The organism is Brevundimonas diminuta ATCC 11568 (assembly GCF_000204035.1).
Classification (GTDB): domain Bacteria; phylum Pseudomonadota; class Alphaproteobacteria; order Caulobacterales; family Caulobacteraceae; genus Brevundimonas; species Brevundimonas diminuta.
In genome coordinates, this window is record NZ_GL883086.1 from 155851 (window position 1) to 179561 (window position 23711).

The 23711-nt window shown below is 67.8% G+C and carries 29 protein-coding genes; 22 read left to right on the forward strand and 7 right to left on the reverse strand.

The genetic code is table 11. The features are described 5' to 3' along the window. The 6 genes from BDIM_RS04550 to BDIM_RS04575 form a co-directional block, all read left to right on the forward strand. A partial coding sequence (locus BDIM_RS04550; protein ID WP_040345020.1) for a TonB family protein occupies positions 1-246 on the forward strand: 246 nt, incomplete at its 5' end. 141 nt (positions 247-387) lie between these two features. After that, complete coding sequence (gene rpsM / locus BDIM_RS04555; protein ID WP_003164389.1) at positions 388-756, forward strand: 30S ribosomal protein S13; 369 nt, start codon at positions 388-390, stop codon at positions 754-756. Between the two features lie 16 nt (positions 757-772). Further along, positions 773-1162, forward strand: coding sequence for a 30S ribosomal protein S11 (gene rpsK / locus BDIM_RS04560; RefSeq protein WP_003164390.1), 390 nt, complete (start codon positions 773-775; stop codon positions 1160-1162). A gap of 88 nt (positions 1163-1250) precedes the next feature. Then, positions 1251-2270: a DNA-directed RNA polymerase subunit alpha gene (locus BDIM_RS04565; RefSeq protein ID WP_003164391.1), complete on the forward strand. Its 1020-nt coding sequence runs from the start codon at positions 1251-1253 to the stop codon at positions 2268-2270. 114 nt (positions 2271-2384) lie between these two features. After that, positions 2385-2804: a 50S ribosomal protein L17 gene (gene rplQ, locus BDIM_RS04570; RefSeq protein ID WP_003164392.1), complete on the forward strand. Its 420-nt coding sequence runs from the start codon at positions 2385-2387 to the stop codon at positions 2802-2804. A 98-nt stretch (positions 2805-2902) separates the two neighbouring features. Further along, complete coding sequence (locus BDIM_RS04575) at positions 2903-3376, forward strand: GNAT family N-acetyltransferase (RefSeq protein ID WP_003164393.1); 474 nt, start codon at positions 2903-2905, stop codon at positions 3374-3376. 7 nt (positions 3377-3383) lie between these two features. Here the strand turns inward: BDIM_RS04575 and BDIM_RS04580 are convergent, their stop codons facing one another. Further along, entirely contained in the window at positions 3384-4247 is an 864-nt protein-coding gene (locus BDIM_RS04580; protein WP_003164394.1) for a hypothetical protein, read from the reverse strand. After that, entirely contained in the window at positions 4244-5143 is a 900-nt protein-coding gene (locus BDIM_RS04585; protein WP_003164395.1) for an ABC transporter ATP-binding protein, read from the reverse strand. Before BDIM_RS04585 ends, BDIM_RS04580 begins: the two co-directional genes overlap by 4 nt. A gap of 103 nt (positions 5144-5246) precedes the next feature. Between BDIM_RS04585 and BDIM_RS04590 the strand changes: the two genes are divergently transcribed. Next, on the forward strand, positions 5247-6482 hold the full coding sequence (locus tag BDIM_RS04590) for an alkaline phosphatase family protein (RefSeq protein WP_003164396.1): 1236 nt from the start codon (positions 5247-5249) through the stop codon (positions 6480-6482). Positions 6483-6546: 64 nt separating this feature from the next. Here the strand turns inward: BDIM_RS04590 and BDIM_RS04595 are convergent, their stop codons facing one another. Then, entirely contained in the window at positions 6547-6873 is a 327-nt protein-coding gene (locus BDIM_RS04595) for a GIY-YIG nuclease family protein (RefSeq protein ID WP_003164397.1), read from the reverse strand. A gap of 99 nt (positions 6874-6972) precedes the next feature. Between BDIM_RS04595 and BDIM_RS04600 the strand changes: the two genes are divergently transcribed. Together BDIM_RS04600 and BDIM_RS04605 are read left to right on the forward strand one after the other, a co-directional pair. Then, entirely contained in the window at positions 6973-8277 is a 1305-nt protein-coding gene (locus tag BDIM_RS04600; RefSeq protein ID WP_003164398.1) for a TCR/Tet family MFS transporter, read from the forward strand. Between the two features lie 95 nt (positions 8278-8372). Next, positions 8373-9761: a Do family serine endopeptidase gene (locus tag BDIM_RS04605; RefSeq protein WP_003164399.1), complete on the forward strand. Its 1389-nt coding sequence runs from the start codon at positions 8373-8375 to the stop codon at positions 9759-9761. A gap of 27 nt (positions 9762-9788) precedes the next feature. Here the strand turns inward: BDIM_RS04605 and BDIM_RS04610 are convergent, their stop codons facing one another. After that, positions 9789-10208, reverse strand: a complete 420-nt coding sequence (locus BDIM_RS04610) for a VOC family protein (RefSeq protein ID WP_003164400.1) — start codon at positions 10206-10208, stop codon at positions 9789-9791. A 69-nt stretch (positions 10209-10277) separates the two neighbouring features. On the opposite strand from BDIM_RS04610, the gene BDIM_RS04615 reads away from it, so the two are divergent. The 5 genes from BDIM_RS04615 to BDIM_RS04635 all read left to right on the forward strand — a co-directional run bounded on the left by BDIM_RS04615 (position 10278) and on the right by BDIM_RS04635 (position 14022). Beyond that, complete coding sequence (locus BDIM_RS04615) at positions 10278-11582, forward strand: replication-associated recombination protein A (protein ID WP_003164401.1); 1305 nt, start codon at positions 10278-10280, stop codon at positions 11580-11582. 128 nt (positions 11583-11710) lie between these two features. After that, on the forward strand, positions 11711-12151 hold the full coding sequence (locus BDIM_RS04620) for a hypothetical protein (RefSeq protein WP_003164402.1): 441 nt from the start codon (positions 11711-11713) through the stop codon (positions 12149-12151). 76 nt (positions 12152-12227) lie between these two features. Further along, complete coding sequence (locus BDIM_RS04625) at positions 12228-12668, forward strand: hypothetical protein (protein ID WP_244911867.1); 441 nt, start codon at positions 12228-12230, stop codon at positions 12666-12668. Between the two features lie 55 nt (positions 12669-12723). Next, a complete protein-coding gene (locus BDIM_RS04630) occupies positions 12724-13449 on the forward strand; it encodes an RluA family pseudouridine synthase (RefSeq protein WP_003164404.1) in 726 nt (241 codons plus the stop codon). Positions 13450-13527: 78 nt separating this feature from the next. Next, positions 13528-14022, forward strand: a complete 495-nt coding sequence (locus BDIM_RS04635) for a CC0125/CC1285 family lipoprotein (RefSeq protein WP_040345024.1) — start codon at positions 13528-13530, stop codon at positions 14020-14022. Positions 14023-14025: 3 nt separating this feature from the next. Here BDIM_RS04635 and BDIM_RS04640 read toward each other — a convergent pair whose 3' ends face one another. Further along, positions 14026-14463, reverse strand: coding sequence for a DUF2214 family protein (locus BDIM_RS04640; RefSeq protein ID WP_244911866.1), 438 nt, complete (start codon positions 14461-14463; stop codon positions 14026-14028). Between the two features lie 43 nt (positions 14464-14506). On the opposite strand from BDIM_RS04640, the gene crcB reads away from it, so the two are divergent. From crcB to BDIM_RS04665, 5 genes are read left to right on the forward strand one after another with little or no spacing between them, the layout of a single operon-like run. Further along, entirely contained in the window at positions 14507-14905 is a 399-nt protein-coding gene (crcB, locus tag BDIM_RS04645) for a fluoride efflux transporter CrcB (protein ID WP_003164407.1), read from the forward strand. Then, positions 14902-15897 (forward strand): RluA family pseudouridine synthase, encoded by a 996-nt coding sequence (locus BDIM_RS04650; protein ID WP_003164408.1) that lies wholly within the window; start codon positions 14902-14904, stop codon positions 15895-15897. The genes crcB and BDIM_RS04650 overlap by 4 nt, the downstream gene beginning before the upstream one ends. Beyond that, positions 15894-17399, forward strand: coding sequence for a putative 2OG-Fe(II) oxygenase (locus BDIM_RS16795; protein WP_003164409.1), 1506 nt, complete (start codon positions 15894-15896; stop codon positions 17397-17399). The genes BDIM_RS04650 and BDIM_RS16795 overlap by 4 nt, the downstream gene beginning before the upstream one ends. A 1-nt stretch (position 17400) precedes the next feature. Continuing rightward, positions 17401-18087, forward strand: coding sequence for an HAD-IA family hydrolase (locus tag BDIM_RS04660; protein WP_003164410.1), 687 nt, complete (start codon positions 17401-17403; stop codon positions 18085-18087). Between the two features lie 9 nt (positions 18088-18096). Beyond that, entirely contained in the window at positions 18097-18858 is a 762-nt protein-coding gene (locus BDIM_RS04665; RefSeq protein WP_003164412.1) for an ATP12 family chaperone protein, read from the forward strand. A gap of 6 nt (positions 18859-18864) precedes the next feature. Here the strand turns inward: BDIM_RS04665 and BDIM_RS04670 are convergent, their stop codons facing one another. Then, positions 18865-19623 (reverse strand): pseudouridine synthase, encoded by a 759-nt coding sequence (locus BDIM_RS04670; RefSeq protein ID WP_003164413.1) that lies wholly within the window; start codon positions 19621-19623, stop codon positions 18865-18867. A 309-nt stretch (positions 19624-19932) separates the two neighbouring features. Between BDIM_RS04670 and BDIM_RS04675 the strand changes: the two genes are divergently transcribed. Continuing rightward, complete coding sequence (locus BDIM_RS04675; protein WP_003164414.1) at positions 19933-20424, forward strand: hypothetical protein; 492 nt, start codon at positions 19933-19935, stop codon at positions 20422-20424. Here BDIM_RS04675 and BDIM_RS04680 read toward each other — a convergent pair. Further along, on the reverse strand, positions 20421-21056 hold the full coding sequence (locus tag BDIM_RS04680; RefSeq protein ID WP_040345028.1) for a DUF938 domain-containing protein: 636 nt from the start codon (positions 21054-21056) through the stop codon (positions 20421-20423). The genes BDIM_RS04675 and BDIM_RS04680 overlap by 4 nt on opposite strands. Before the next feature lie 210 nt (positions 21057-21266). On the opposite strand from BDIM_RS04680, the gene BDIM_RS04685 reads away from it, so the two are divergent. Together BDIM_RS04685 and BDIM_RS18380 are read left to right on the forward strand one after the other, a co-directional pair. Then, complete coding sequence (locus BDIM_RS04685; protein ID WP_003164416.1) at positions 21267-23111, forward strand: phosphoenolpyruvate carboxykinase (GTP); 1845 nt, start codon at positions 21267-21269, stop codon at positions 23109-23111. Positions 23112-23163: 52 nt separating this feature from the next. Further along, positions 23164-23711, forward strand: a 548-nt coding sequence (locus tag BDIM_RS18380) for an FAD-dependent oxidoreductase (protein WP_248601203.1), incomplete at its 3' end; no start/stop codon positions are given.

Consider the following 23711-nt stretch of genomic DNA (forward strand, 5'->3'; position numbering starts at 1 on the left):
GAGCTGCGGACGCTGCATCCGCGCGAGGCCTTCCGTCAGCGGCGCGGCGGTCAGGCGACGCTGGCCTGCCGGGTTCGCCTCGACACCACGCTCAGTGATTGCCGCCTGGTCGACGAATCGCCGCCGGGGATGGGATTCGGTCAGGCGGCCCTTGCGGCCTCGCGTTATTTCCGCTTTCGTCCTCCGACGCAGAACGGAGCGCCGATTGATGGTCGAGAGGTCCGGGTGGGGGTCGAATGGCCCTGAGCCAGCCTGCTCACGCCGCTTGCCCGTTGACGCATCGGGAATCCCCTGTATAAGGGCGGCCTTCCGCGAAGGGCGTACACGCTCCTGGTCTGTTGACCGGAGCGGTTTCTGCGTCTGATTAACGCGTACTTGGAGAATTTCGTGGCCCGTATCGCAGGCGTCAACATTCCGACCAACAAGCGCGTTGAAATCGCGCTTCAGTACATCCACGGCATTGGCGCGCACAACGCCAAGGAAATCACGGCCAAGATCGGCATTGAGCCGGCTCGCCGCGTGAACCAGCTGACCGACGCGGAGATCCTGCAGATCCGCGAAACCATCGACCGCGACTACACCGTCGAAGGCGACCTGCGCCGCGAGACGTCGATGAACATCAAGCGTCTGATGGACCTGGCCTGCTACCGCGGCCTGCGTCACCGTAAGGGCCTACCGGTCCGCGGCCAGCGCACCCACACCAACGCTCGCACCCGCAAGGGTCCGGCCAAGCCGATCGCCGGCAAGAAGAAGTAAGAGAGAGGCCTGACCGATGGCTAAGGAACCGGGTCGCGTTAAGCGCCGCGAACGTAAGAACATCACCTCGGGCGTGGCCCACGTGAACGCTTCGTTCAACAACACCATGGTGACCATCACCGACGCTCAAGGGAACGCGATTTCCTGGTCGTCGGCCGGCCACATGGGCTTCAAGGGCTCGCGCAAGTCGACGCCGTACGCCGCTCAGATGGCTGCGGAAGACGCCGGCAAGAAGGCCGCTGAGCACGGCGTCAAGACGCTGGAAGTGAACGTCTCGGGTCCGGGTTCGGGCCGTGAGTCGGCCCTGCGCGCCCTGCAGGCCGTCGGCATGACGATCACGACCATCCGCGACGTGACGCCGATGCCGCACAACGGCTGCCGTCCGCCGAAGCGCCGTCGCGTCTAAGGTTCACGCCGCCTACCCCTTCTCCCGGCGGCTCCTGTTGTTCTGAACGTGAGAACACGGAGCCGTCGAAACCCGTTCGAGGGACTTTATGATCGAAAGAAACTGGCAAGAGCTGATCCGTCCCGAGAAACCGCAAGTCGAGGGCGGGTCTGACCCGCAGCACAAGGCGCGTCTGATCGCCGAGCCTCTCGAGCGCGGTTTCGGTGTGACGCTCGGCAACGCGCTTCGTCGCGTTCTGCTGTCTTCGCTTCAAGGCGCGGCGGTCACGGCCATTCAGATCGACGGCGTTGTTCACGAGTTCTCGTCGCTGGAAGGCGTTCGCGAGGACGTGGTCGACATCGTTCTGAACATCAAGCAACTGGCCCTGCGCATGCACGCGGAAGGCCCGAAGCGGATGACGCTGCGCGCCACGGGTCCCGGCCCGGTGACCGCGGCTCAGATCGACCTGCCGGCCGACATCGAGGTGCTGAACCCGGATCACGTGATCTGCACCCTGGACGACGGCGCTTCGGTCCGCATGGAACTGACGGTGCAGAACGGCAAGGGCTACGTCGCCGCCGAACTGAACCGCCCGGAAGACGCCCCGATCGGCCTGATCGCCGTCGACGCCCTGTATTCGCCGGTGAAGCGCGTCGCCTATCGCGTCGAGCCGACCCGTCAGGGCCAGTCGCTGGACTACGACAAGCTGATCCTGGAAGTCGAAACCAACGGCGCCGTCTCGCCGGTTGACGCTGTGGCTTACGCTGCGCGCATCCTGCAAGACCAGCTGCAAATCTTCATCACCTTCGATGAGCCGACCAAGGCTGTCGAGCAGTCGGACGGCAAGCCCGAACTGCCCTTCAACCCGTCGCTGCTGAAGAAGGTGGACGAGCTGGAGCTGTCGGTCCGTTCGGCCAACTGCCTGAAGAACGACAACATCGTCTACATCGGCGACCTGATCCAGAAGACCGAGGGCGAAATGCTTCGCACCCCGAACTTCGGCCGCAAGTCGCTGAACGAAATCAAGGAAGTTCTGGCGTCCATGGGCCTGAGCCTCGGCATGGACGTGCCGAACTGGCCGCCGGAAAACATCGAAGATCTGGCCAAGAAGTTCGACGACCAGATCTGATCATCAACCCTCCGCCCAGGTCCGTTGGATCGGTTGGGGCGGTTAGAATGAGAGGCCCCAGGTCTCGTCCGGCAAGTAGGGACGGGAAACCAGGGTTGAGTAGGAGAGACCCCGATGCGCCACGGCGCCGCCTATCGTAAGCTCGGCCGCACGGTCAGCCACCGCCAGGCCATGTTCGCCAACATGGCCGCCTCGCTGATCAAGCACGAGCAGATCACGACCACCCTGCCGAAGGCGAAGGAACTGCGTCCCTTCGTCGAGAAGCTGGTCACCCTCGCCAAGAAGGGCGACCTGCACGCTCGTCGTCAGGCCATCAGCGCCGTTCGCGACGTGCCGCAAGTCGGCAAGCTGTTCGACACGCTGGCTCCGCGTTACGCCGAGCGTAACGGCGGCTACATCCGCATCATGAAGGCGGGCTTCCGTCACGGCGACAACGCCGCGATGGCCGTGATCGAGTTCGTCGATCGCGACGTGGCCGCCAAGGGCCAGGACTCCGGTCCGGTCTTCGCCATCGAGGGCGACGACGAGGCCTGATCGGACCTTTCGGTCTGACCAAGATTGAAGGGCGGCTGGAGCGATCCAGCCGCCCTTTGTCTTGCGCGACGTTCGGCAGCGGCGCCATACAACGGCGCATGAGTGAGCTAGCGTTCCGTATCGTTGAGTTTTCGCCCGCCTATGCCGAGGCCTGGCGCACCCTGAACGAGGCCTGGCTGGCCGAGGGCGGCTTCGCCGTGGAGGCCAAGGACCGCAAGGTGCTGGACGATCCGCAGGGGCAGATCCTCGCGTCCGGCGGCCGCATCTACTTCATTCAGCGCGGCGACGATGTCGTAGGTTGCTGCGCCCTGATGGCCATGGACGACGGCGGCTTCGAGGTCGCCAAAATGACGATTGCGCCTGTCGCGCGCGGGCAGGGTCTGTCGCGGCGCCTGCTGGAAGCGTGCGAGGCGGCGGCGCGTGAGGTGAACGCGCCGCGCCTTTATCTGGAGACCAGCTCGACGCTGGGTCCGGCGCTGGCCCTCTATGACAGCTTCGGCTTTGTGCGCCTGCCGCCGCGCGAGACGCCCTATGTCCGCGCCGATGTCTTCATGGAGAAGACGCTGAGCTGATCTGACCCTATTCCTTCGACAGATCCTGCCGCTGGAACCACCACAGGGCCAGGAAGAAGGGCGCGAAGCTCCACAGCGCCAGTCCTGTGAGGGCGCGCCAGGCGGCGCCTGCCGGGACCAGCGCGGCCTCCATCCCGCCCTGGACTAGAACCTTCAGCAGCTCATAGCCCTCGCCGGGAAACAGCAGCATGGTCGCCCAGTCGCCCATCTGCCAGCCGAACAGAGGGCTCATCTTGGCCAGGAAGAACTGACCGACGCCGATGACCAGGGGGACGAACAGCGCCGCCAGCAGGGAGCGCGTCACCGTGGCCGCCAGCAGGCTGAGCAGCAGGAACTGCACCGCCCGCACATAGGACAGCAGGGCCAGCAGGCCGAAGCTCTGCGCCTCGTCTCCGCCGAAACCGAAGGCGAAGCTGCGCCCGAAGATCAGCCCCTTGGCGACATCGGCGCCCATGCTGGCGACCAGCAGAAGCGCCAGCCCGGCGAGGGTCAGCAGTTTGACGGCGCCCGCCTTGCCCATGATCAGGTTGGGGCGGCTGTTGCGCGCCGTGATCAGGCGCCAGGTCTCCCAGCGATAGTCGCCGGCGAAAACGGTGGCGGCGCCGATCAGCAGGAAGGCCAGCACGGCTGGATGGGCCAAGGCTCCAGCCGCATCGACCAGCGACTGACCCAGGTCGACGGCGCGGGCGTTCAGCTTCAGCTCGGGCGGTAGGGTTTGAATCGCTCCGTCCATCTTGGACTGGAGGAACAGAAAGCCCCCGATCGCCAGCACGAGCGAGATCACGGGCACGAAGACGATGCTCCAGAACATGGCCGTGCGGTTCTGCAACAGGCGCCAGGTTTCGGAGCGGATGGCGTCGGCCAGCATCATGCGCGGCCTCCTGCGGACGAAGAGGTTTCGGTCATGAAGACGCTTTCCAGATCGGCGCCGACCCAGCGGGCCTCGTCGATGTCGACGCCCTGTTCGATCAGGGCGCGCAGCAGGGCAGGGGCCTCGGCGCGCGGCACGGCGGCCATGACGGCGTCGTCTTGAACGCTGCCGCGTTCGCCCAGCACGGCCATGACCTTGGCCAGGGGCGTGGCCGACAGGCGCAGGCGCTCGCCCGAGGCGGTCAGGTCGCTGACCTTGCCCTCGGCCGCCAGCTTGCCCCGATTGAGGATGGCGACGCGATCGCAGACGCGCTGGACCTCAAGCAACTGGTGGCTGGCCAGGATGATGGTCACGCCGTCGTCGTCGGCCAGGCTGCGGATCAGGGCGCGCATCTCCTGGATGCCGGGCGGGTCCATGCCGCTGGTCGGTTCATCCAGGATGACCAGATCGGGCCGGGTCATCAGGGCGGCGGCGACGCCCAGCCTTTGCATCATGCCGACCGAGAAGCCGCGCACCTTGCGGTCCGCCGCCTCGGTCAGGCCGACGCGCGCCAGCCATCGGTCAGTTTCAGCCTCTGCCCCCATCCCATGCGCCAGCGCCAGCCAGCGCAACGCCTGACGCGCGGTCAGATAGGGCGGATAGCGCGGCGTCTCGATCATCGAGCCCATGCGTCGGGTGACGGCTGGATCGCCGGTGTGCTGGCCCATGACCCGCACCTCGCCCGCCGTGGGCCGGATCAGGCCCAGCAGGATGCGGAACAGGGTCGACTTGCCCGCGCCGTTCGGCCCCAGCACGCCATAGACCCCGCCGCGCGGTATGCTGAGACTGAGGCCGTCCAGGGCGCGCACCGCGCCATAGGTCTTGGTCAGGCCGTTCGTTTCGATAACGCTGGTCATGAATCGCAGCGTGGCCCGACAGTGGAAAACCGGCAAGCCGTCTTCTGTCTGTCGCGGATTAAGCTTAGGCAACATTCCCGAAAGTCGATTTCGGGAGCCTCTCATGTTTAATCGTCTGTTCGGGCTGGCGCGCGTCGCCGTCCTGACGCTGGCCGTCGCCGCCTGCGCCACCACGCCGCCCGCGCCGCCGGTCGAAACGGTCCAGGCGCCGAACGTCATCCTGATCTCCATTGACGGTTTCCGCGCCGACTATCTGGAGCGCGGGGCGACGCCGGTGCTGGCGCAACTGGCGGCCGAGGGCGCGTCGGGGCCGATGAAGCCGTCCTTCCCCAGCGTGACCTTCCCCAATCACTACACCCTGGTCACGGGCCTGCATCCCGATCACCACGGCATCGTCGGCAACAACATGGTCGACGCCGAACTGGGCCGCTTCTCCCTGGGCAACAAGCAGGCCGTCGCCGATCGCCGCTGGTGGGACCAGGGCGAGCCGATCTGGGTCTCGGCCGAGCGACAGGGCGTGAAGACCGCCACCATGTTCTGGCCGGGGTCGGAAGCCGACATTCGCGGCGTGCGGCCCAGCTACTGGACGCCTTTCGACCAGTCGATGCCCGGCGACGCGCGCGTGGATCAGGTGCTGACGTGGCTGGACCTGCCCGCCGCCCAGCGCCCGGCGTTGACCACCCTCTATTTCGACATTGTGGACACCATGGGCCACCACCACGGCCCGGACGGCGCCGAGACGCTGGAGGCCATGCGCTCTGTCGACGCCTCCATCGGCCGCCTGGTCGATGCGCTGAAGGCGCGGGGGCTGTATGAGAACACCGTGCTGGTCGTGGTGTCGGATCACGGCATGGCGGCGACCTCGCCCGACCGCGTGACGGTGCTAGACGACATCGTCGATCCGGAGGCGGTGCAGATCATCTATTCGGGCGCCGTCACCTTCCTGAACCCTGTCGCCGGCCGCGAGGCCGAGGTGGAGCAGGCCCTGCTGGGCTCGCGCCCGCATCTGGACTGCTGGCGCAAGAGCGAGATCCCGGCGCGCCTTGTCCTGGGCTCCAACCCGCGCGTCTCGGCCATCGTCTGCGCCTCCGAGCCCGGCTGGCTGCTGGCGACCCGTGCGCGTCCGGTGACCAAGCCCGGGGGCGCCCACGGCTACGACAACGCCGCGCCCGAGATGCAGGCGATCTTCATCGCCCACGGCCCCGGCGTCATCGCCGGACGGCGGCTGCAGAACCTGGACAGCGTCGACGTCCAGCCCTTCCTGGCCCGCCTGCTGGGCGTGACGGCGCCGCGCGGGGATGGCCGGCCGGAGGACACGCTGGCGGTGACGCAGCGCTGAGCAACCCTAATTTCGTCACCCTCGGGCTTGTCCCGAGGGCCCATCGGGGCTTCATAAGCGCCGCTTAAGGGTCATGCCGCCAGGTTGACGGCGCGAACCACGCTTTCGCTAGGTCTTCCCAGTGCGGGTTCTCCCGCTCGATCAGATTGAGCTTCCAGTCGCGAAGATAGCGCTTCAGCGCCTTCTCACGGCGGATCGCGACCGTGATTGCCTCAAAGGCCTCATACCAGACCAGCCGCTTCAGCCCGTGCTTTCTGGTGAAGCCGGGAAATGTCCCGTCCTTGTGCTGCTGAACGCGCTGAACGAGATTGCTGGTCACGCCGACATACAGTGTCCCTTGAGGCCGGTTGGCCATCATGTAGGCGGCGATGAAAGGGCGTTCGTTCGACATTGAGGTCGAGCTTGCTGCGGCATGGGCCCTCGGGACAAGCCCGAGGGTGACGAATAGTAGGCCGCCCTCTAAAACGACGCTCCACCTCCGCGAGCCCTCATGTCCCTGCATCAGCCCAAGGTCCGCCGCGCGGCGATCGCCTTCATTCTCGTGACCGCGGTGCTGGACATCGTGGCCATGGGGATCGTCATTCCGGTCCTGCCGCATCTGATCGAGGAGTTCGTCGGGTCGAACGCGCGCGCGGGCCTGCTGAACGGGGTGTTCGTGGCCCTGTGGGCGGGGATGCAGTTCCTGGCTTCGCCGGTGATCGGCTCGCTGTCGGACCAGTATGGGCGTCGTCCGGTCATTCTGATCAGCTGCGCCGGACTGGCGGCGGACTATGTGCTGATGGCGCTGGCGCCGAACCTGTGGTGGCTGGCGGTCGGGCGGTTGGTGGCGGGCGTCACCTCGTCCAGCTTCACCACCATCTACGCCTATATGGCCGACATCACCGAGCCTGAGAAACGCGCTCGCGCCTATGGCCTGATCGGCGCAGCCTTCTCGGGAGGATTCGTGCTGGGGCCGGTTCTGGGCGGTTTCCTGGGCGAGTTCGGACCGCGCGTGCCCTTCTGGGTGGCGGGCGCCCTGTCGGGCGTGGCCTTCTTGTACGGTCTGTTCATTCTGCCGGAGAGCCTGCCGCTGGAGAAGCGGATGCCCTTCAGCTGGCGCCGCGCCAACCCGGTCGGGGCCATGATCCTGCTGAAGCGTCACGCCGAGCTGGCGGGCCTCGCGGTCGTGAACTTCCTGCTCTACTTCGCCCACCACGTGTTTTCGGCGGTCTTCGTTCTCTACGCCGGGCTGCGTTACGGCTGGGGGCCGTGGCAGGTCGGGGCCTTGCTGGCCATGGTCGGGGTGCTGGACATGATCGTTCAGGGCGTGCTGGTCGGACCGGCGTCCAAGCGGTTCGGCGACCGGGCGACCATGATCTTCGGCCTGTGCGGCGGGGCGGTCGGCATCGCCCTGATGGGCTGGGCGCCGACGGGCGTCGCCTTTATCGTCGCCATGTTCCCCAACGCCCTGTGGGGCCTGGCCATGCCGACGCTTCAGTCCCTGATGACCCGCCGGGTGGGCGAGAGCGAGCAGGGCCAACTGCAGGGCGCGAACATGAGCGTCGCCTCCATCGCCGGCGTGGCCTCGCCCCTGTTCTTCGGCTGGATCTATTCGGTTTCGGTGGGCGAGGGCGGGGCTCAGGCCGCCGCCTGGCTGTCCGAGCGGGGGCTGCCCGCGGTGTCCGCTGCGGCGGACGCCCTCCTGTCGGAGCCGGGGCTGGCCTTCTACCTGGCCTCCGCCGTGCTGGCGCTGGGCGCCCTGATCGGCTTCTTGACCGCGCGTCGGGCGGAACGGGACGAGGTCACGTCCGTTTGATCGCCGCCGCGCCCCGGACTGAAAGACGGCCTTGATCCTGTCGAAAAGCCGAGGCGGAATGGATGCAACGCCCAAGCTTGTAGAACCGGGACGAGATGAAGACTTCCAGACTGGCCATCGCCGCCGCCCTGATCCTATCCGCCTGCGGCCAGCCGCAGCCCTCCAAGGCGCAGGAAGGCGTCTTCGCCGAACAGCCCCGCGTCGCCCCGCGCGACGCCGGTTCGCTGAAGACCAGCTTCGCCCCCGTGGTGCGCGAGGCCGCGCCCGCCGTGGTGAACATCTCCGCGCGGGGCGTTCAGCGCGTGCGCGATCCCTTTTTCGAGCTGTTCGGCGGCGGGCCGCAGTCGCGCGTGACCGGCTCCATCGGTTCGGGCGTCATCGTGCGCCCGGACGGCATCGTGGTGACGAACAACCACGTCATCCAGAACATGCAGGAAATCCGCGTCACCCTGAACGACCGGCGTGAATACCCGGCCAAGGTGCTTCTGGCCGATGAGCGGTCCGACATCGCCGTGCTGCAGCTGGAGAACCTGGACGGCGACCTGCCGGTTCTGCGTATCGACGATCAGGAGCAGCAGCAGGTCGGCGACCTGGTCCTGGCCATCGGCAATCCGTTCGGCGTCGGCCAGACCGTCACCAACGGCATCATCTCGGCCCTGAACCGCACCGAGACGGGCATCAGCGATTCCGGCTCCTTCATCCAGACCGACGCGCCGATCAATCCCGGCAACTCGGGCGGCGCCCTGGTCGACATGGACGGCGACCTCATCGGCATCAATACGGCCATCTTCTCGCGCACCGGCTCTTCGACGGGCGTGGGCTTCGCCGTGCCGGCCACCATGGTCAAGCGGGTGGTGGATTCCGCCGTCGGCGGCGCCAAGTCGGTCGAGCGCGCCTGGCTGGGCGTCAAGGGCGACACGGTCAGCTCCGACATGGCCCGCAGCCTGGGGCTGGATCGACCGCAGGGCCTGATGGTCACGGACGTCTACGCCGGGGGCCCCGCCGCCCGCGCAGGCATCGAACAGGGCGACGTCATTACGGCCATCGACGGCGCCGAGGTCAACGACCAGGGCGGCCTGAACTTCCGCGTCGGCACGCGCTCGCCGAATGACACCGTGGCCGTGACTGTCCTGCGCGACGGACGGACGCGGACGCTGAACGCGCGCGTTTCGACCCTGCCGGGCGACGCCGATCCGGGGCAGGGCTCGGTCGTGGGGCAGGGCGCTCTGGCCGGGCTTCAGGGCGTGGCGCTGAACCCGGCGCTGGCCGATCGCCTGGGCGGAGATCCCTTCACCAGCGGCGTGGTGGTCACAGGCCTGCAACGCAACAGCATCCCGGCCCGTATCGGCCTGCGTCCCAACGATCTGGTGGTGCAGATCGACGGCCGCGCCGTCACCACGGTCGCCGCCCTGGGCCGGGCGCAACGCGGCTCGGAGCTGACCATCGTCCGCAACGGCCGCCGCCTGACGGGACGCCTGCCCTAAGGCGCGGCGCTCGCCGCAGAGGGGCGATTAGCCCTTCTGCGGTCCGCCGATGCTCCACAGGTGGCCGAACGGGTCGCGGAGCTGGCCGTAGCGGTCGCCCCAGAACTGGTTCTCCAGCGGCATGACCGGAATGGCGCCGTTGACCAGGGCGCGGCCCCACCATTCATCGGCGTCGTCGACCTGAAGATGCAGGCTGACGCCCACGGGCTTGATGTCGGCCTCGCCGGTCCATTCGGGGAATTCGTCGGCCAGCATGACGCTGCCGCCGTTGATGCGCAGATGGGCGTGCAACAGGCGCTCGCCGTCCTCGGCCGGCATCCGCATGACTTCCTCGGCCCCGAAGGCGCGGGCGTAGAATTCGATCGCCGCGGCGGCCCCGCGCGAGGGAATGGTCAGGTGGGGCGTCACCCCGCCGCGCGGTCCCTGGTCAGGCTTGGCTTCAGTCATGCGATTCCTCCTCAACGAGGCGTTGTAGCGGGTGCAGTCGCCCGAACGAACGCCTATCTAGAGCGTTCCATGACTGATTTGTTCGAAGCCTCCGGCATCCATCCTCCCGACGCGCCCCTGGCCGACCGTCTGCGCCCGCAGGCGCTGGATCAGGTGGTGGGCCAGGATCATCTGTTGGGCGAGGGCGGGCCGATCCGCCGGATGATCGAGGCCGGACGTCTGGGCTCCATGATCCTGTGGGGGCCGCCGGGCACGGGCAAGACGACGATCGCCCGCCTGCTGGCCAAGGCGGCGGGCTATGAATACCAGTCGATCAGCGCTGTCTTCTCGGGCGTTGCGGACCTGAAAAAGGCGTTCGAGGCCGCGCGGATGCGCCGGGCCGCGGGCCAGCAGACCCTGCTGTTCGTCGACGAGATCCACCGCTTCAACCGCGCCCAGCAGGACGGCTTCCTGCCCTTCGTGGAGGAGGGGATCGTCACCCTGGTCGGCGCCACGACCGAAAACCCCAGCTTCGAGCTGAACGGCGCCCTGCTGTCGCGATCGCAGGTCTATGTGCTGAAGCGGCTGGACGACGCCTCGCTGGACCTGTTGCTCGATCGGGCCGAAGCGCTGATGGGCAAGCTCCTGCCGCTGACGCCCGAGGCGCGTCAGGCCATGCTGGCGCTGGCGGACGGCGACGGCCGCTATCTGCTGACCATGTCCGAAGTATTGTTCGACCTGACGGACGTGGAGCCGCTGGATGTGCAGGCGCTGGCGGGCGTGCTTCAGAAGCGCGCCCCCGCCTACGACAAGTCGCGGGAAGAGCACTACAACCTCATCTCGGCCCTGCATAAGTCGGTGCGCGGATCTGACCCGGATGCGGCGCTCTACTGGCTGGCGCGGATGCTGAACGGGGGCGAAGACCCGCTCTATCTGGCGCGCCGCATCGTGCGCATGGCGGTCGAGGACATCGGTCAGGCCGACCCTCTGTCCATTCTGGTCGCCAACGCGGCCAAGGACACCTACGACTTCCTCGGCTCGCCGGAGGGAGAGTTGGCGCTGGCTCAGGCCGTGGTCCATCTGGCCACCGCGCCCAAGTCGGTCGGCGTCTATGAAGCCTTCAAGGCGGCCAAGCGCGCGGCGCATGAGACCGGCTCCCTGATGCCGCCCGCCCATATTCGCAACGCCCCGACCAAGCTCATGAAGCAGCTCGGCTACGGCAAGGGCTATCAATACGACCCCGACACGCCCGAGGGTTTCTCCGGCGCGAACTTCTTCCCCGACGAGATGGAGCGCCGCACCTTCTACAAGCCCAAGGGCGAGGGGCATGAAGAGAAGGTCAAGGCGCGCCTGGAGCGCTGGGCGGCGATGCGGGCGCGGGTGAGCAAGGAATAAGGCGCTTACCGCCGTCATCCTCAGGCTTGACCCGAGGATGACGGAGAGAGTGGAAGATCGGTGAACGGCGTTCATTGTTGTAGCGGCCCGTAGGGCGTAGGCTGAGCCTGCAAACTGCGGAGGCGGCGATGGTCGATGTTCTGCGGCGTATGCCGACGCCCTGGCACCTGTGGCTGGTCGGCGTGTTGTCCTTTCTGTGGAACGCCCTTTTCGTCTGGCAGTGGACGCTGCAGGTGACGGGCGATCCGGCCTATTGGAGCAGTCTGAGCCCCGCCGAGGCGGCCTATCTGCGCGCCGTGCCCTTATGGACCGATGTCGCGGTCGGCGTCGCCTTCTGGGGCGGGCTGCTGGCGGCGGTGCTGCTGCTGTTTCGGCGGCGCCAGGCGACGATGGCGTTCGCCGTCGCCCTGATCGCCATGCTGGCGGACACGGCCTACATCCATTTCATGAGCAATGGGCGCGAGATCATGGGGCCGGTCGGCGTGGCGTTCGGCCTTGTCATCATCGCCGTCCTGGTCGTTCAGACTGCCTATTGCGCTTGGATGAGCCGACGCGGCGTGATCGTCTGAGGGGCAGGCGGAAGCCCTTGTTGCATCGGTCTATTTCGGCGTAGTTTTCGACGCTCAAGGCCCTGGGGAAAGAATGATGGTCGATATTTCGAAGCGTCCGGCGGCGCCGTGGCACCTGTGGGCCATCGCCGCAGCCTCGGTGGTCTGGAACGGCGTCGGCGTCTGGCAGTGGTACCAGAAGGTGACGGGAGCCGCCGCCTACTGGAGCGCGCTGACGATGGAGCAGGTGGCCTATTTGCGCGGCGCGCCGATGTGGACCGATGTGGCCTTCGGCGTGGCGGTATGGTGCGGCCTGCTGGGCGCGCTGATGCTTCTGCTTCGGCGGAAGCTGGCGTTCAACGCCTTCGTCGCGGGGCTGATCGCCTTGCTGGCGCACGCCGTCTACGTGCTGGGGCTCAGCAACGGGCGTGAAGTCATCGGCGCGGGCGGCGTGGCGTTCACCCTGGTCGTCACCCTGATCTTCGTCATCCAGATCGCCTATGCCCACTGGGCGCGCCGCAAGGGCCTGATCCGCTAACCGCGAGCCTGATGGGCATGGCGAAGCGGGGCGCGCTCGGCTAAAGGCTCGACGGGTGAAAACCCGCCAGCCCGTATCCCTGACCGAAGATGAAATCGCCGCCGTCCGTTCGTGGGTGGTGCATGAAGACGCGCATCTGATCGCCTTCAACAAGCCGTCGGGCCTGTCCAGCCAGGGCGGCCGCATCCAGGCCAACACCCTGGACGACCTGCTGTGGGCCTTCGCCCGGTCGAACGGCAAGCGCCCGGAACTGGTGCACCGGCTCGACCGCGACACCTCGGGCGTCATCCTGGCCGCCAAGACCAAGCCCGCCGCCGGCTTCTTCGGCAAGGCGATGCAGATGCGCAAGTTCCAGAAGACCTATCTGGCGCTGGTCGCGGCCGCGCCGGAGCCCAAGTCCGGCCGGATCACCTCAGCTCTACGGCGAGAAGAGATCGGCCGCGAAAGCTATATGCGCGTCGTGGATTTCGATGCGCCGGGCGCGCAAGGCGCCGCCAGCGGCTATCGCACCTTGGCTTCTAGTGAAGACGGGGCGGTGGTCGAGCTGTCGCCGGAGACGGGACGGATGCACCAGCTTCGGGTCCATATGGCCTCCATCGGTCGCCCGCTGGTCGGCGATGTCCGCTATGGCGGCGCCCTGACCTTCGCCGGGCGCGCCGCGCCGCGACTGATGCTGCACGCGGCGAAGCTGAGTTTTCCTCATCCCGACGGCGGCCGCGTGACGGTCGAGGCGCCGGAGCCGGAGGATTTCGCGGCCCTACGCGCGGCGGCGGGGCTGTAGGGGCTTCATCCCCTGTTCAGCTTCACCGCGGAACAATCCGGCTCGCCCGTGCGCTGTTCGGGCGTGGGAGATACGCGCATGAAACGCCTCGCCATCGTCACGATCGCCGCCTCGGCCCTTGCACTCACGGCCTGCGCCAGCCTGGCGCCCTACGGTCGTCAGATGGGGCCGAACGGGCAGGGCTACTCCGAACAGCAGATCGAGCGTGACCGTTTCCGCGTCAGCTACAACGGCGTCGGCGCGCCCGGTCCTGTGGCGGACATGGCCCTGTTCCGTGCGGCTCAGTTGACGACCGAGCAGGGCTATGACTGGTTCGAGGTGACGCAGCGCTGGATCGACGGCCGCCCCGACAGCGCGGGCGGCGTGCGGCCCAGCGTCTCCATCGGCGCGGGCACGGGCCGCTACGGCGGCTGGTCGACGTCGGGCGTCGGCGTCGGACTGGGCTTCGACCTCAGCGGGCCGCAGCCGACCTCGACCACGCTGGAGATCGTCATGGGGCGCGGCCAGCGCCCGGATCGCCCTGGGGCCTATGACGCGCGCGGGGTTCAGGACGCCATCCGCCCGCGTCTGTAGGGCCTAGAACGGCCAACGCGCCATCGCCGCCGCGAAGGCCAGCAGCGGAACCAGCAGCAGGATCTCAAGCCCGACCGCGCGACGCGCCGCGGTCAGCTCGGCCTGCGGCGGAACATAGCCGGGCGCGGCCCGCGCCGCCTTGCGCCACTTCAGGATCGCCAGGGTCGGCCGGATCGAAATCAGGCCGATCAGGGCGAAGGTCGCGATCTTGGCCCAGAAGAAGGGGTTGGCTTCATAGAAGGCCCAGCCCTTGCCGCCCACCACCCGTCCGACCCCGACCAGAATGATCAGCAGGGCCGTGACGCCATAGCCCGCGTCCAGTCCGGCCAGTCGCTTCACCGGCGGTTCCGGCGTTCGCAGCAGCGCCAGCTCCGACGCCAGCATGACGATCAGGCCCAGGAACAGCAGGTGATGTAGGATGGCGAGGACAAGGTCGTGCATGGCGGCCTTCGCAAATGAGGTCGGAACAGTATATGCCGCCAGCATGACACGTTTCTTGCTGGTTGCGATCGGCGGCGGCCTGGGGGCGATGGCGCGCTATGGGCTGGGGCTGGCCGTGGGCCGCCTGGCGCCGGGCGCGGCCTGGCCGTGGGCGACCCTGACCGCCAATGTCGCGGGCGGCCTTTTGATGGGCCTGCTGGTCGGCTGGCTGGCGTTGAGGGCGGGCGCGGGGCAGGAGAGCATCCGCCTGTTCGCCGCCGTCGGCGTCCTGGGCGGCTTCACGACCTTTTCGGCCTTTTCACTGGAAGCGGCCCTGATGATCGAACGCCGTGAAATCGTCTCGGCTTTCGTTTATGCGGCGGGTTCGGTGGTTCTCGCCATCGCCGCTCTGTTCGTCGGCCTGATGATCGCGCGCAAACTGTTTACCGGAGTGGGCGCATGAGCCGCGAAGTCCAGACCCTCTATGTCGCCGAGGATGAAGACGACATCCGCCTGGATCGCTGGTTCAAGCGCCGTTGGCCGCACCTGACCCACATCCAGGTCGAGAAGATGGCCCGCAGCGGCCAGATCCGCGTCGACGGCTCGCGGGTCAAGCCGCAGGACCGCCTGACTGCGGGCGCCGCCGTGCGCGTGCCGCCGCTGCCGGACGCCAATCCGCGCAAGCCCGGCGACCTGCACGAACTGAGCGAGCGCGACATCGCCTACGCCAAGTCGCTGGTGCTGTACGAAGACCACATGGTCATCGCCCTGAACAAGCCGCACGGCCTGGCCGTGCAGGGCGGGACCAAGACGACCAAGCACATCGACCGCCTGTTGTCGGCCTGGGGCGAGGGGATGGACCGGCCGCGTCTGGTTCACCGTCTGGACCGCGACACCTCAGGCGTGCTGCTGCTGGGCAAGGGGCCGGAGGCGGCCAAGCGTCTGGCCGGCGCCTTCGCCCGGCGTCAGGCCAAGAAGACCTATTGGGCCATCGTCATCGGCAATCCCAAGCCTTCGGCCGGTCAAATCGACATGGCGCTGAAGAAGACCGGCATCAACGACTTCGAGATGATGCGCCCGGCCGAGCCCAAGGATCCCAAGGGCGAACCGGCCGAGACCGCCTTCGCCACCATCAGCCGCGCCGCCCACCGCGCGGCGTGGATGGCGCTGCGCCCCTTCACCGGCCGCACGCACCAGCTGCGCGCCCACATGGCCGCCATCGGCCATCCGATCCTGGGCGATCCCAAATACGGCGACGACAAATCGCGCGAACTGTCCGGCCCGCTGAAGCTGCAGCTTCACGCCCGCCGCATCGAACTGGACCATCCTGGCGGCGGCAAGCTGATCGTCGAGGCCCCGCTGAGCCCCGAGATGAAGGCCGGTTTCAACCATTTCGGCTTCTCCGAGGACGAGGCCGACGAAGATCCCTTTGAGGGCGTGCGGCGGATGCGATGAACACAGGCGCGGCGGTCCAGATGCGGCTTCAGCGCGCCCAGGCGCTGGCCCAGCAGGGCGACCTGCCGGGCGCCCTGGCCGTGCTGGAGCAGGCGACGCCGGGCGAGCGGGCCGGGGTTCAGTCGTTTCAGGTCGATCTTCTGAAGGCGTTGGACCGCAAGGAGGAGGCCCTGGTCATCCGCCGCGCCCAGGCGGCCGCCACGCCCGGCAGCGTCGTCGCGCAGCATAATCTGGCCAGTTCTCTGGGCGACACAGGCCGCAACCTCGAGGCTGTCGAGGCGGCGCGGCGGGCCTTCGCCAATGGCGGAGATGCGCCTGAGACCTGGTTGGTGTTGGCCCGCGCCCTGTCTGGTTGCGGCCGTCATGACGAGGCGGATGACGCCTATCGCCAGGCCTTGAAGCGTCGGCCCGTTTATGGCGACGCCGTGCGGGAGCTGGCGCAACTGATCTGGATGTGCGGCGGAGGTCGTGAGGCTGCGGCGGCGCCGGTGCTCGATGCGCTGAAGGCCGCGCCTGGCGACGCCGAACTGCTGACCTGTCTGGCGGTGGTCCTGATGTATGGGGGCGCTGATCCGCGCGAGGCCTGGGGCGAGTTGACCCGTCGCGTGCGCGACGGCGGCGTACGGGCCGCCATGGTCGAGATGGCGGCGGGCCAGTTGGCGTTGAAGTTCGATCCGGCGCTGGCTGTGGGTCATGCGCACGCTGCGACGCAGGCGGCGCCGAACACGCTCGAGCCTTGGACCAGTCTGGCCGAGGCCATGATCGCCTCTGGCGACCCCGATGGAGCGCTGGAGATCCTGCGCCAATTATTGGCTGCGCCCACCCCGGATCAGAAGGTTCTGGCCCTGCACGCCACGGCCAGCCGCCTGAAGGGGCAGGCCGACGCCCTGGGGTTGGATGACCTGGAGGGTCTGGTCGGCGCCCTGACCATCGATACGCCGCCCGGCTGGAGCGATCTCGCCGCCTATCTGGCCGACCTCAAGGCGGCGCTGCTGGCGCAGCACGCCTATCAGAACCACCCGTTGGGCCAGAGCCTGCGGCACGGAACGCAGACGCCGGTGGACCTGACGCTGGTCGATGATCCGGCCATTCGCGCCTTCTTCACCGCCATCGACGGGCCGATCCGCCGTCATCTGGCGCGGTTGGGGCAGGGTGAGGATCCTGTTCGCGCCCGAAACTCTGGAAACTATCGACTGAAGGGCTGCTGGTCGGTGCGGCTGGCGCCGGGCGGTTTCCACGAGCACCATATTCACCCGAAGGGCTGGTATTCCTCGGCCTGCTACATCGACGTGCCGCCGGTGGTCGAGGCGGGCGGGCGCGAAGGCTGGCTGGCCCTGGCCCAGCCGCCGTTCCCGACCTCGCCGTCGCTGGAGCCGCTGCGGTACGAGAAACCGGAGCCGGGCAAGCTGGTGCTGTTCCCATCCTGCCTGTGGCACGGCACCGTGCCTTTCAGCGGCGACCCGCCGCGCCTGTCCGTCGCTTTTGACATCGTGCCTGCCTGATATGCCCGCTTCCGATGCTCCGCTCGCCGTCTTCGACATCGACGGCACCCTGGTCGACAGCCGGGTCTCCATCCATCGCGCGGCCTGCGAGGCGGCGCAGGCTCTGGGCCTGCCCGAGCCGGAATATGATCGGGTGCGTCAGATCGTGGGCCTCAGCCTGCATCACGCCCTGCACGTGCTGGAGCCGTCGCTGACCGACGCCGAACTGGCCGACTTCGTCGCGGCCTTTCAGGCCAGCTTCCGCGCCATGTATGAGGCGGGCCATGAGGAGCCGCTCTATCCCGGCGTGATGCAGACCCTGCGGCGGCTGAAGCGCGACGGCTGGCGGCTGTCGCTGGCGACCGGCCAGAACCGGCGCGGCGTGGCCCGCAATCTGGCGCGGCCCGAATGGAGCGATCTGTTCCTGTCCAGCCACTGCGCCGAGGACGGGCCGGGCAAGCCGGACCCAGCCATGCTGCGCGCCGCCATGACGGCCTGCGGGGCCGACATCGCCTCGACCGTCATGATCGGCGACACCAGCCACGACATCGCCATGGCCGTTGCGGCGGGGGTGCATCCGTTGGGCGTCGGCTGGGGCTTCCATACGGTGGAGGAGCAGGCGGCCGCAGGCGCGCTGCACATCGCCGACGATTTTCCTGACCTTGAGGCGGCGCTCGATCGTTTCGCCTCGACCAAGCTTTTCGCCTAGAAGTCCGCCATGTCTCACATTCCGTCACTTGATCCCAACGTCGCCGCCCAGAAGGGCTTTCGCGAGTCCGAGGAGCGCATCAAACGCTTCTGGAAGAGCGCCGGGGTCGAGGCCCGCGACGGCGGCTGGATCGTCCTGCTGGACGGCCGCGCGCCCAAGACGCCCGCCGGAAACGCCATCGTCCTGCCGACCGAGGCGGCGGCTCGCCTCGTGGCCGACGAGTGGAGCGCCCAGGGCGAGCATATGACGCCCGCGACCATGCCCGCCACCCGTCTGGCCTCGACCGCCATCGATCGGGTCAGCCAGACGCGCGGCCCGGTGGCCGAAGAGATCGCCCGCTATGCCGGGTCGGACGTGCTCTGTTATCTGGCGGAGACGCCGTCGGGCCTGATCGAACGACAGCAGGCGGAATGGGGGCCGTGGCGCGACTGGGCGGCGCGCGAACTGGGCGTCGAACTGCACACGGTCGAGGGGATCATCCATCGGCCGCAGGCGCCGGAAGCTCTGGCGCGGGTCGAGGTGCTGGCGCTGGAGATGGACGACTTCGCCCTGACCGGGTTGGCGACGGCGGTTCCGCTGTTCGGCTCGGCGGTGCTGGGGCTGGCGGTGCAGCGCGGGGCGCTGGCCGGCGAGGCGGCGCTGGACCTGTCGCGTCTGGACGAGGCCTTCACCGAAGAGCGGTGGGGCGTGGACGAGGAGGCGGCTGTCCGCACGGCCGCCCACCGCGCTGAAGCGTTCCTGCTGCAACGGTGGTTTGAGGCGTTGCGCTGAGGCGGCTCAGCCCTTGATCAGCGCCGCGCGCTCGTCCGCCGTCAGCATCCGCCAACGGCCTTCCGGCAGGTCGCCCAATTTCACCGGGCCGATGCGGATGCGATAGAGGTCGACGACCTCCAGTCCGACCAACTCGCACATGCGGCGAATCTGGCGGTTGCGGCCTTCGCGCAGGATGAAACGCAGGCGCTGCGGCTCCATCTGGGTGACGCGAGCAGGTTTCAACTGGCGGCCGTCCAGCTCCAGGCCGTGGCGCAGTTTGGTCAGCTTGGCCTCGGTCACGGTGCCGGCGACGCGGACCAGATATTCCTTGTCTAGATCGGACTGCGGCCCGATCACCGCCTTGGCCACCACGCCGTCTGACGACAGCATCAGCAGGCCGCGCGAATCCTCGTCCAGTCGCCCGACTGGGGGCAGGGAGGCGTCGCGCGCGGGCGTCTCGCCGTCGCCGACCCGGTTGGCCGTGGTCAGCAGGCGCACGGCCGGAATCTTGCCCGGCTCAGGCTGGCCCGAGACATAGCCGACCGGCTTGTGCAGCAGGATGGCGACGCCCGCGGCCAGCGCCGCCTCGCCCGTGTCGTTCAGCGTCAGGGTCTGGCCCGGCTCGATCTTGCGGCCCGCGTCGCGCACGACCTCGCCGTCGATGCTGACCAGACCGTCGGCGATCAGGCCCTCGGCCTCGCGGCGCGAGCAGACGCCGCTCTGACCCAGCCACTTGTTGATGCGGACGGGCTCTGGGCCGTCATAGGTGCGGGTGAAGGCCATGGCCTGACTTGAGATCTCCAGCGGTGCGACCGGCTGTGTAGGGCCCGCTCGCGCATGGAGGCAAGGGCGTCGCTGTGGCTGAGCGGTTCAGGTGTTCTTAGGTCCGGTTGAGTTCACTTTTGCGTCGTCAAGTTGACCTTGAGCATCATAAGCCTATATCAGCAGTCACCCTGATGTTTTTGCCGCATTCGCTTCCTATTGATTCGGATTGCGACGTTTGCCGTGTTTGATCCGGTTGCGGCGTACAGGGCGGGACGGTTTCTTGTAATCGTCCACGAATATTGATCGATAACCTTCGAAGGAGACGTTTTGTACGCTCAACGCAAGACCACGACCGCCCCTCGTTCCCGCCAATACGGCAATCGCCCCGCGCCCACCCGCCTGCGCTTCGGCCTGATCATGCGCAAAGGCATGGATTTCGGCGAACTGGGCGACATGGAGACCGCCCTGCGCTTTGAGGGCGTGTCGCTGGCCCCGATCTCGACCGGCGAGGGCAGTCTGGTTTCGGGCGGGCTGACCGTTCTGGCTACGGCGACGGCCGACGACATCAGCGGCGGCCGTGTTCAGGGCGTGGTGGTTCCGGGCGGCATGGCGGATGAAGCCGGCCTGGTTCAGGTCAAGGCGCTGGTGAACCTGGCCAAGGCGCAGGGCCTGCCGGTTTTGGCCTTCGCCGACGGCGTGGCCGTGGCGGCTGAAAGCTTCGGCGAAGCGGCGGATGCGCCGGGCGCGGCTTTCCGCGACGGCAAGGTGGCTTTGCTGAACGACCGCGCCGAACTGACAGCTGTGGTCGCCGCCATCTAAACTCGGCGGAAGATCAGGCTCAGGTTGTTGGCGGGCATGGCCCGTCGCAGCGTCAGGGCCAGGCCATGCGACCGGGCGAGCGTTTCGACCTCGCCCCGGTCGCGCAGGCCCCATGCGGGATCGCGCGCCTTCAGGCTGTCGTCGAAGGCGGCGTTGGACGGGGCCAGCGGAACCTCGGCTTCGCGATAGGGGCCGTAGAGGTACAGCAGACCGCCGGGGCGGATCAGAGACCGTTCCGCCAGCCGCATCAGGCCCTCGGCCGCCGACCACGGGCTGATGTGGATCATGTTGATACAGATGATGGCGTCCAGCGGCTCCGACGGCCAGCTGGCGTCATCCAGCATGTCGACCGCCTGTGCGGGCCGCAGGTTCGCCGCGCCCGCCTTCATCCGCCACGCCTCAATGCTGGCCCGCGCCTCGGCGCTGGGGTCGCTGGGCGTCCAGTCCAGGCCGGGCAGGGCGGTTGCGAAAAGCGCGGCGTGCTGGCCCGATCCGGCGGCGATCTCCAGCACCCGGCCCTGAACGGGCAGATGGGCGCGCAGCACCTCCAGTATGGCCGCGCTGTTGCGCTCGGCGGCGGGCGAGATCAGGGCGCTGGATAAGCCGTCCGGCGTCGACTTTACAGAATCCATCGTCTTCACGCCGAAGGAGATACCCCTTGGGACGCGCTCTGACGATTTAAATGTGCGTGTGGATGGGGCGAGCCGGATAACGGGGGAATGAAACGTGCAGCGGTTGACCTTACGTCCCTTGGGGTTCATTGGCCCCCGTTACACAGCGTGATCAGCTTATTGCGTGACGGCGACGACAGATCGCCGCGCGCAGCTTCAGGAGAGCAAGACGTGACGCAATCGATTCCCGGTCTCCATCCGGCGCCGACTGAACACAAGGGCCTCGTCGCCTGGGTGGAGCAGATCGCCGCCCTGACCAAGCCTGACCGTGTTCACTGGTGCGACGGCTCGGCCGCCGAGAAGTCCGCCATCGTCGCCGATCTGATCGGCAAGGGCACGCTGAAGGAGCTGGATCAAGCCAAGCGCCCCGGCTGCTACTACGCCGCCTCGGACCCCAAGGACGTGGCCCGCGTCGAGAGCCGTACCTTCATCTGCTCGGAAGACGAGGCCGACGCCGGTCCGACCAACAACTGGTCCGACCCGGTTGAAATGCGCGCCCGTCTGGACGGCCTGTTCGACGGCTGCATGAAGGGCCGCACCATGTATGTGGTGCCGTTCTGCATGGGCCCGCTGGGCTCCAAGATCTCCGCCCTGGGCGTTGAGATCACCGACAGCGGCTATGTCGCCGTGTCGATGGGCGTCATGACCCGCATGGGCAAGGGCGCGCTGGACATGCTGGGCGCCGACGGCGTCTTCGTCCCGGCCGTTCACACCCTGGGCGCGCCGCTGACTGAAGGTCAGTCCGACGTGGCATGGCCCTGCAACGACGACAAGTGGATCGTCCACTTCCCCGAGACGCGGGAAATCTGGTCCTATGGCTCGGGCTACGGCGGCAACGCCCTGCTGGGCAAGAAGTGCTACGCTCTGCGCATCGCCTCGATCATGGCCCGCGACGAGGGGTGGCTGGCCGAGCACATGCTGATCCTCAAGCTGACCAGCCCCGAAGGCGTTTCCAAATATGTGGCCGCCGCCTTCCCGTCGGCCTGCGGCAAGACCAACCTGGCCATGCTGCAACCGGCGCTGGACGGCTGGAAGGCCGAGACGGTCGGCGACGACATCGCCTGGATGCGCTTCGGCGACGACGGCCGTCTGTACGCCGTGAACCCGGAAGCGGGCTTCTTCGGCGTGGCGCCCGGCACCAGCCGCAACACCAACAAGAACGCGCTCGAGACCCTGACGCGGGACACCATCTTCACCAACGTCGCCCTGACCGCCGACGGCGACGTCTGGTGGGAAGGCCTGTCGAAGGAAGCGCCGGAAGGCCTGACCAACTGGAAGGGCCAGCCGCACGATCCGGCTTCGGGCGAGCCTGCGGCGCACCCGAACTCGCGCTTCGCCGTCTGGGCTGGTCAATGCCCGTCCATCGCGCCGGAGTGGGAAGACCCCGCGGGCGTGCCGATCGACGCTATCCTGTTCGGCGGCCGCCGCGCCTCGGCCGTGCCGCTGGTGACGGAAGCCTATGATTGGGAGCACGGCGTCTTCATGGGCTCGACCGTGGCCTCCGAAGGCACCGCCGCCGCCGAGAACAAGGTCGGCGAGCTGCGCCGCGACCCCTTCGCCATGCTGCCCTTCTGCGGCTACAACATGGGCGACTACTTCGGCCACTGGCTGAAGATGGGCGAAAAGGCCGATGCGTCGAAGCTGCCGCGCCTGTTCTTCGTCAACTGGTTCCGCAAGAACGAGGACGGCCAGTTCGTCTGGCCGGGCTTCGGCGACAACGCCCGCGTGCTGAAGTGGATCGTCGAGCGTCTGGAAGGCCAGGCCGAAGCCGTGGACACTCCGGTCGGCCGCGTGCCGTCCAAGGCCGCGCTGGACCTGTCGGGTCTGACGCTGACCGACGCCGACTTGCAGATCCTGCTGGACGTCGACGCCGACGTCTGGACCGAGGAAGCCGCCCTGATCCCCGCCTTCTACGAGAAATTCGGCGATCGCCTGCCCAAGGCCCTGTGGGGCCAGCACGCCGCCCTGACCAAGCGTCTGGAAGAGGCGCGCGCGGCCAAGCTGGCGGCTGAATAAAAGACCGTCCTCAACGGTTGAAATCGGGGCGCGGGAGGTCGAAGGACATCCCGTGCCCCTTTTTAATTCTCCTGAACCCTCCTTCGACGCCGTGGTCATCGGCGCGGGCGCGCTGGGCCTGTGCGCGGCGGCGGAGCTGAGACGACGCGGACGTCGCGTAGCGGTGGTAGACCCCGGCGGCGTCAACGCTTCGGCGGTAGCGGCAGGCATGATCGCGCCGGCCATGGAATGCGCCATAGACGATCTGTCGCCCGAGGCGGCGCAAGTGCTGCGCAGGGCGCGCGACCTGTGGCCCGCCTTCGCAGAGGCGACGGGCGTGCGGCTGTATGGCGATCTGGCGGAATGGCGCGGCGGCGACGTCGCCGAACTGGCGGCGCGGATGAAGACGTTGAGCTTCCAGCCTGAGTATGACGCCGCTTCGGCCCGCCTGACGACGCATGAGGACGCCAAGGTTGATCCGCCTCAGGCGCTGAAGGCGCTGGCGCAGGGACTGACCGTGATCGAGGCGCGGGCGCTGCGCATGGCCCCGGACGCGCTCGGCTGGCGGGTCGAGACGACGGCGGGCGCCGTGCGCGCGGAGCATCTGATCCTGGCCACGGG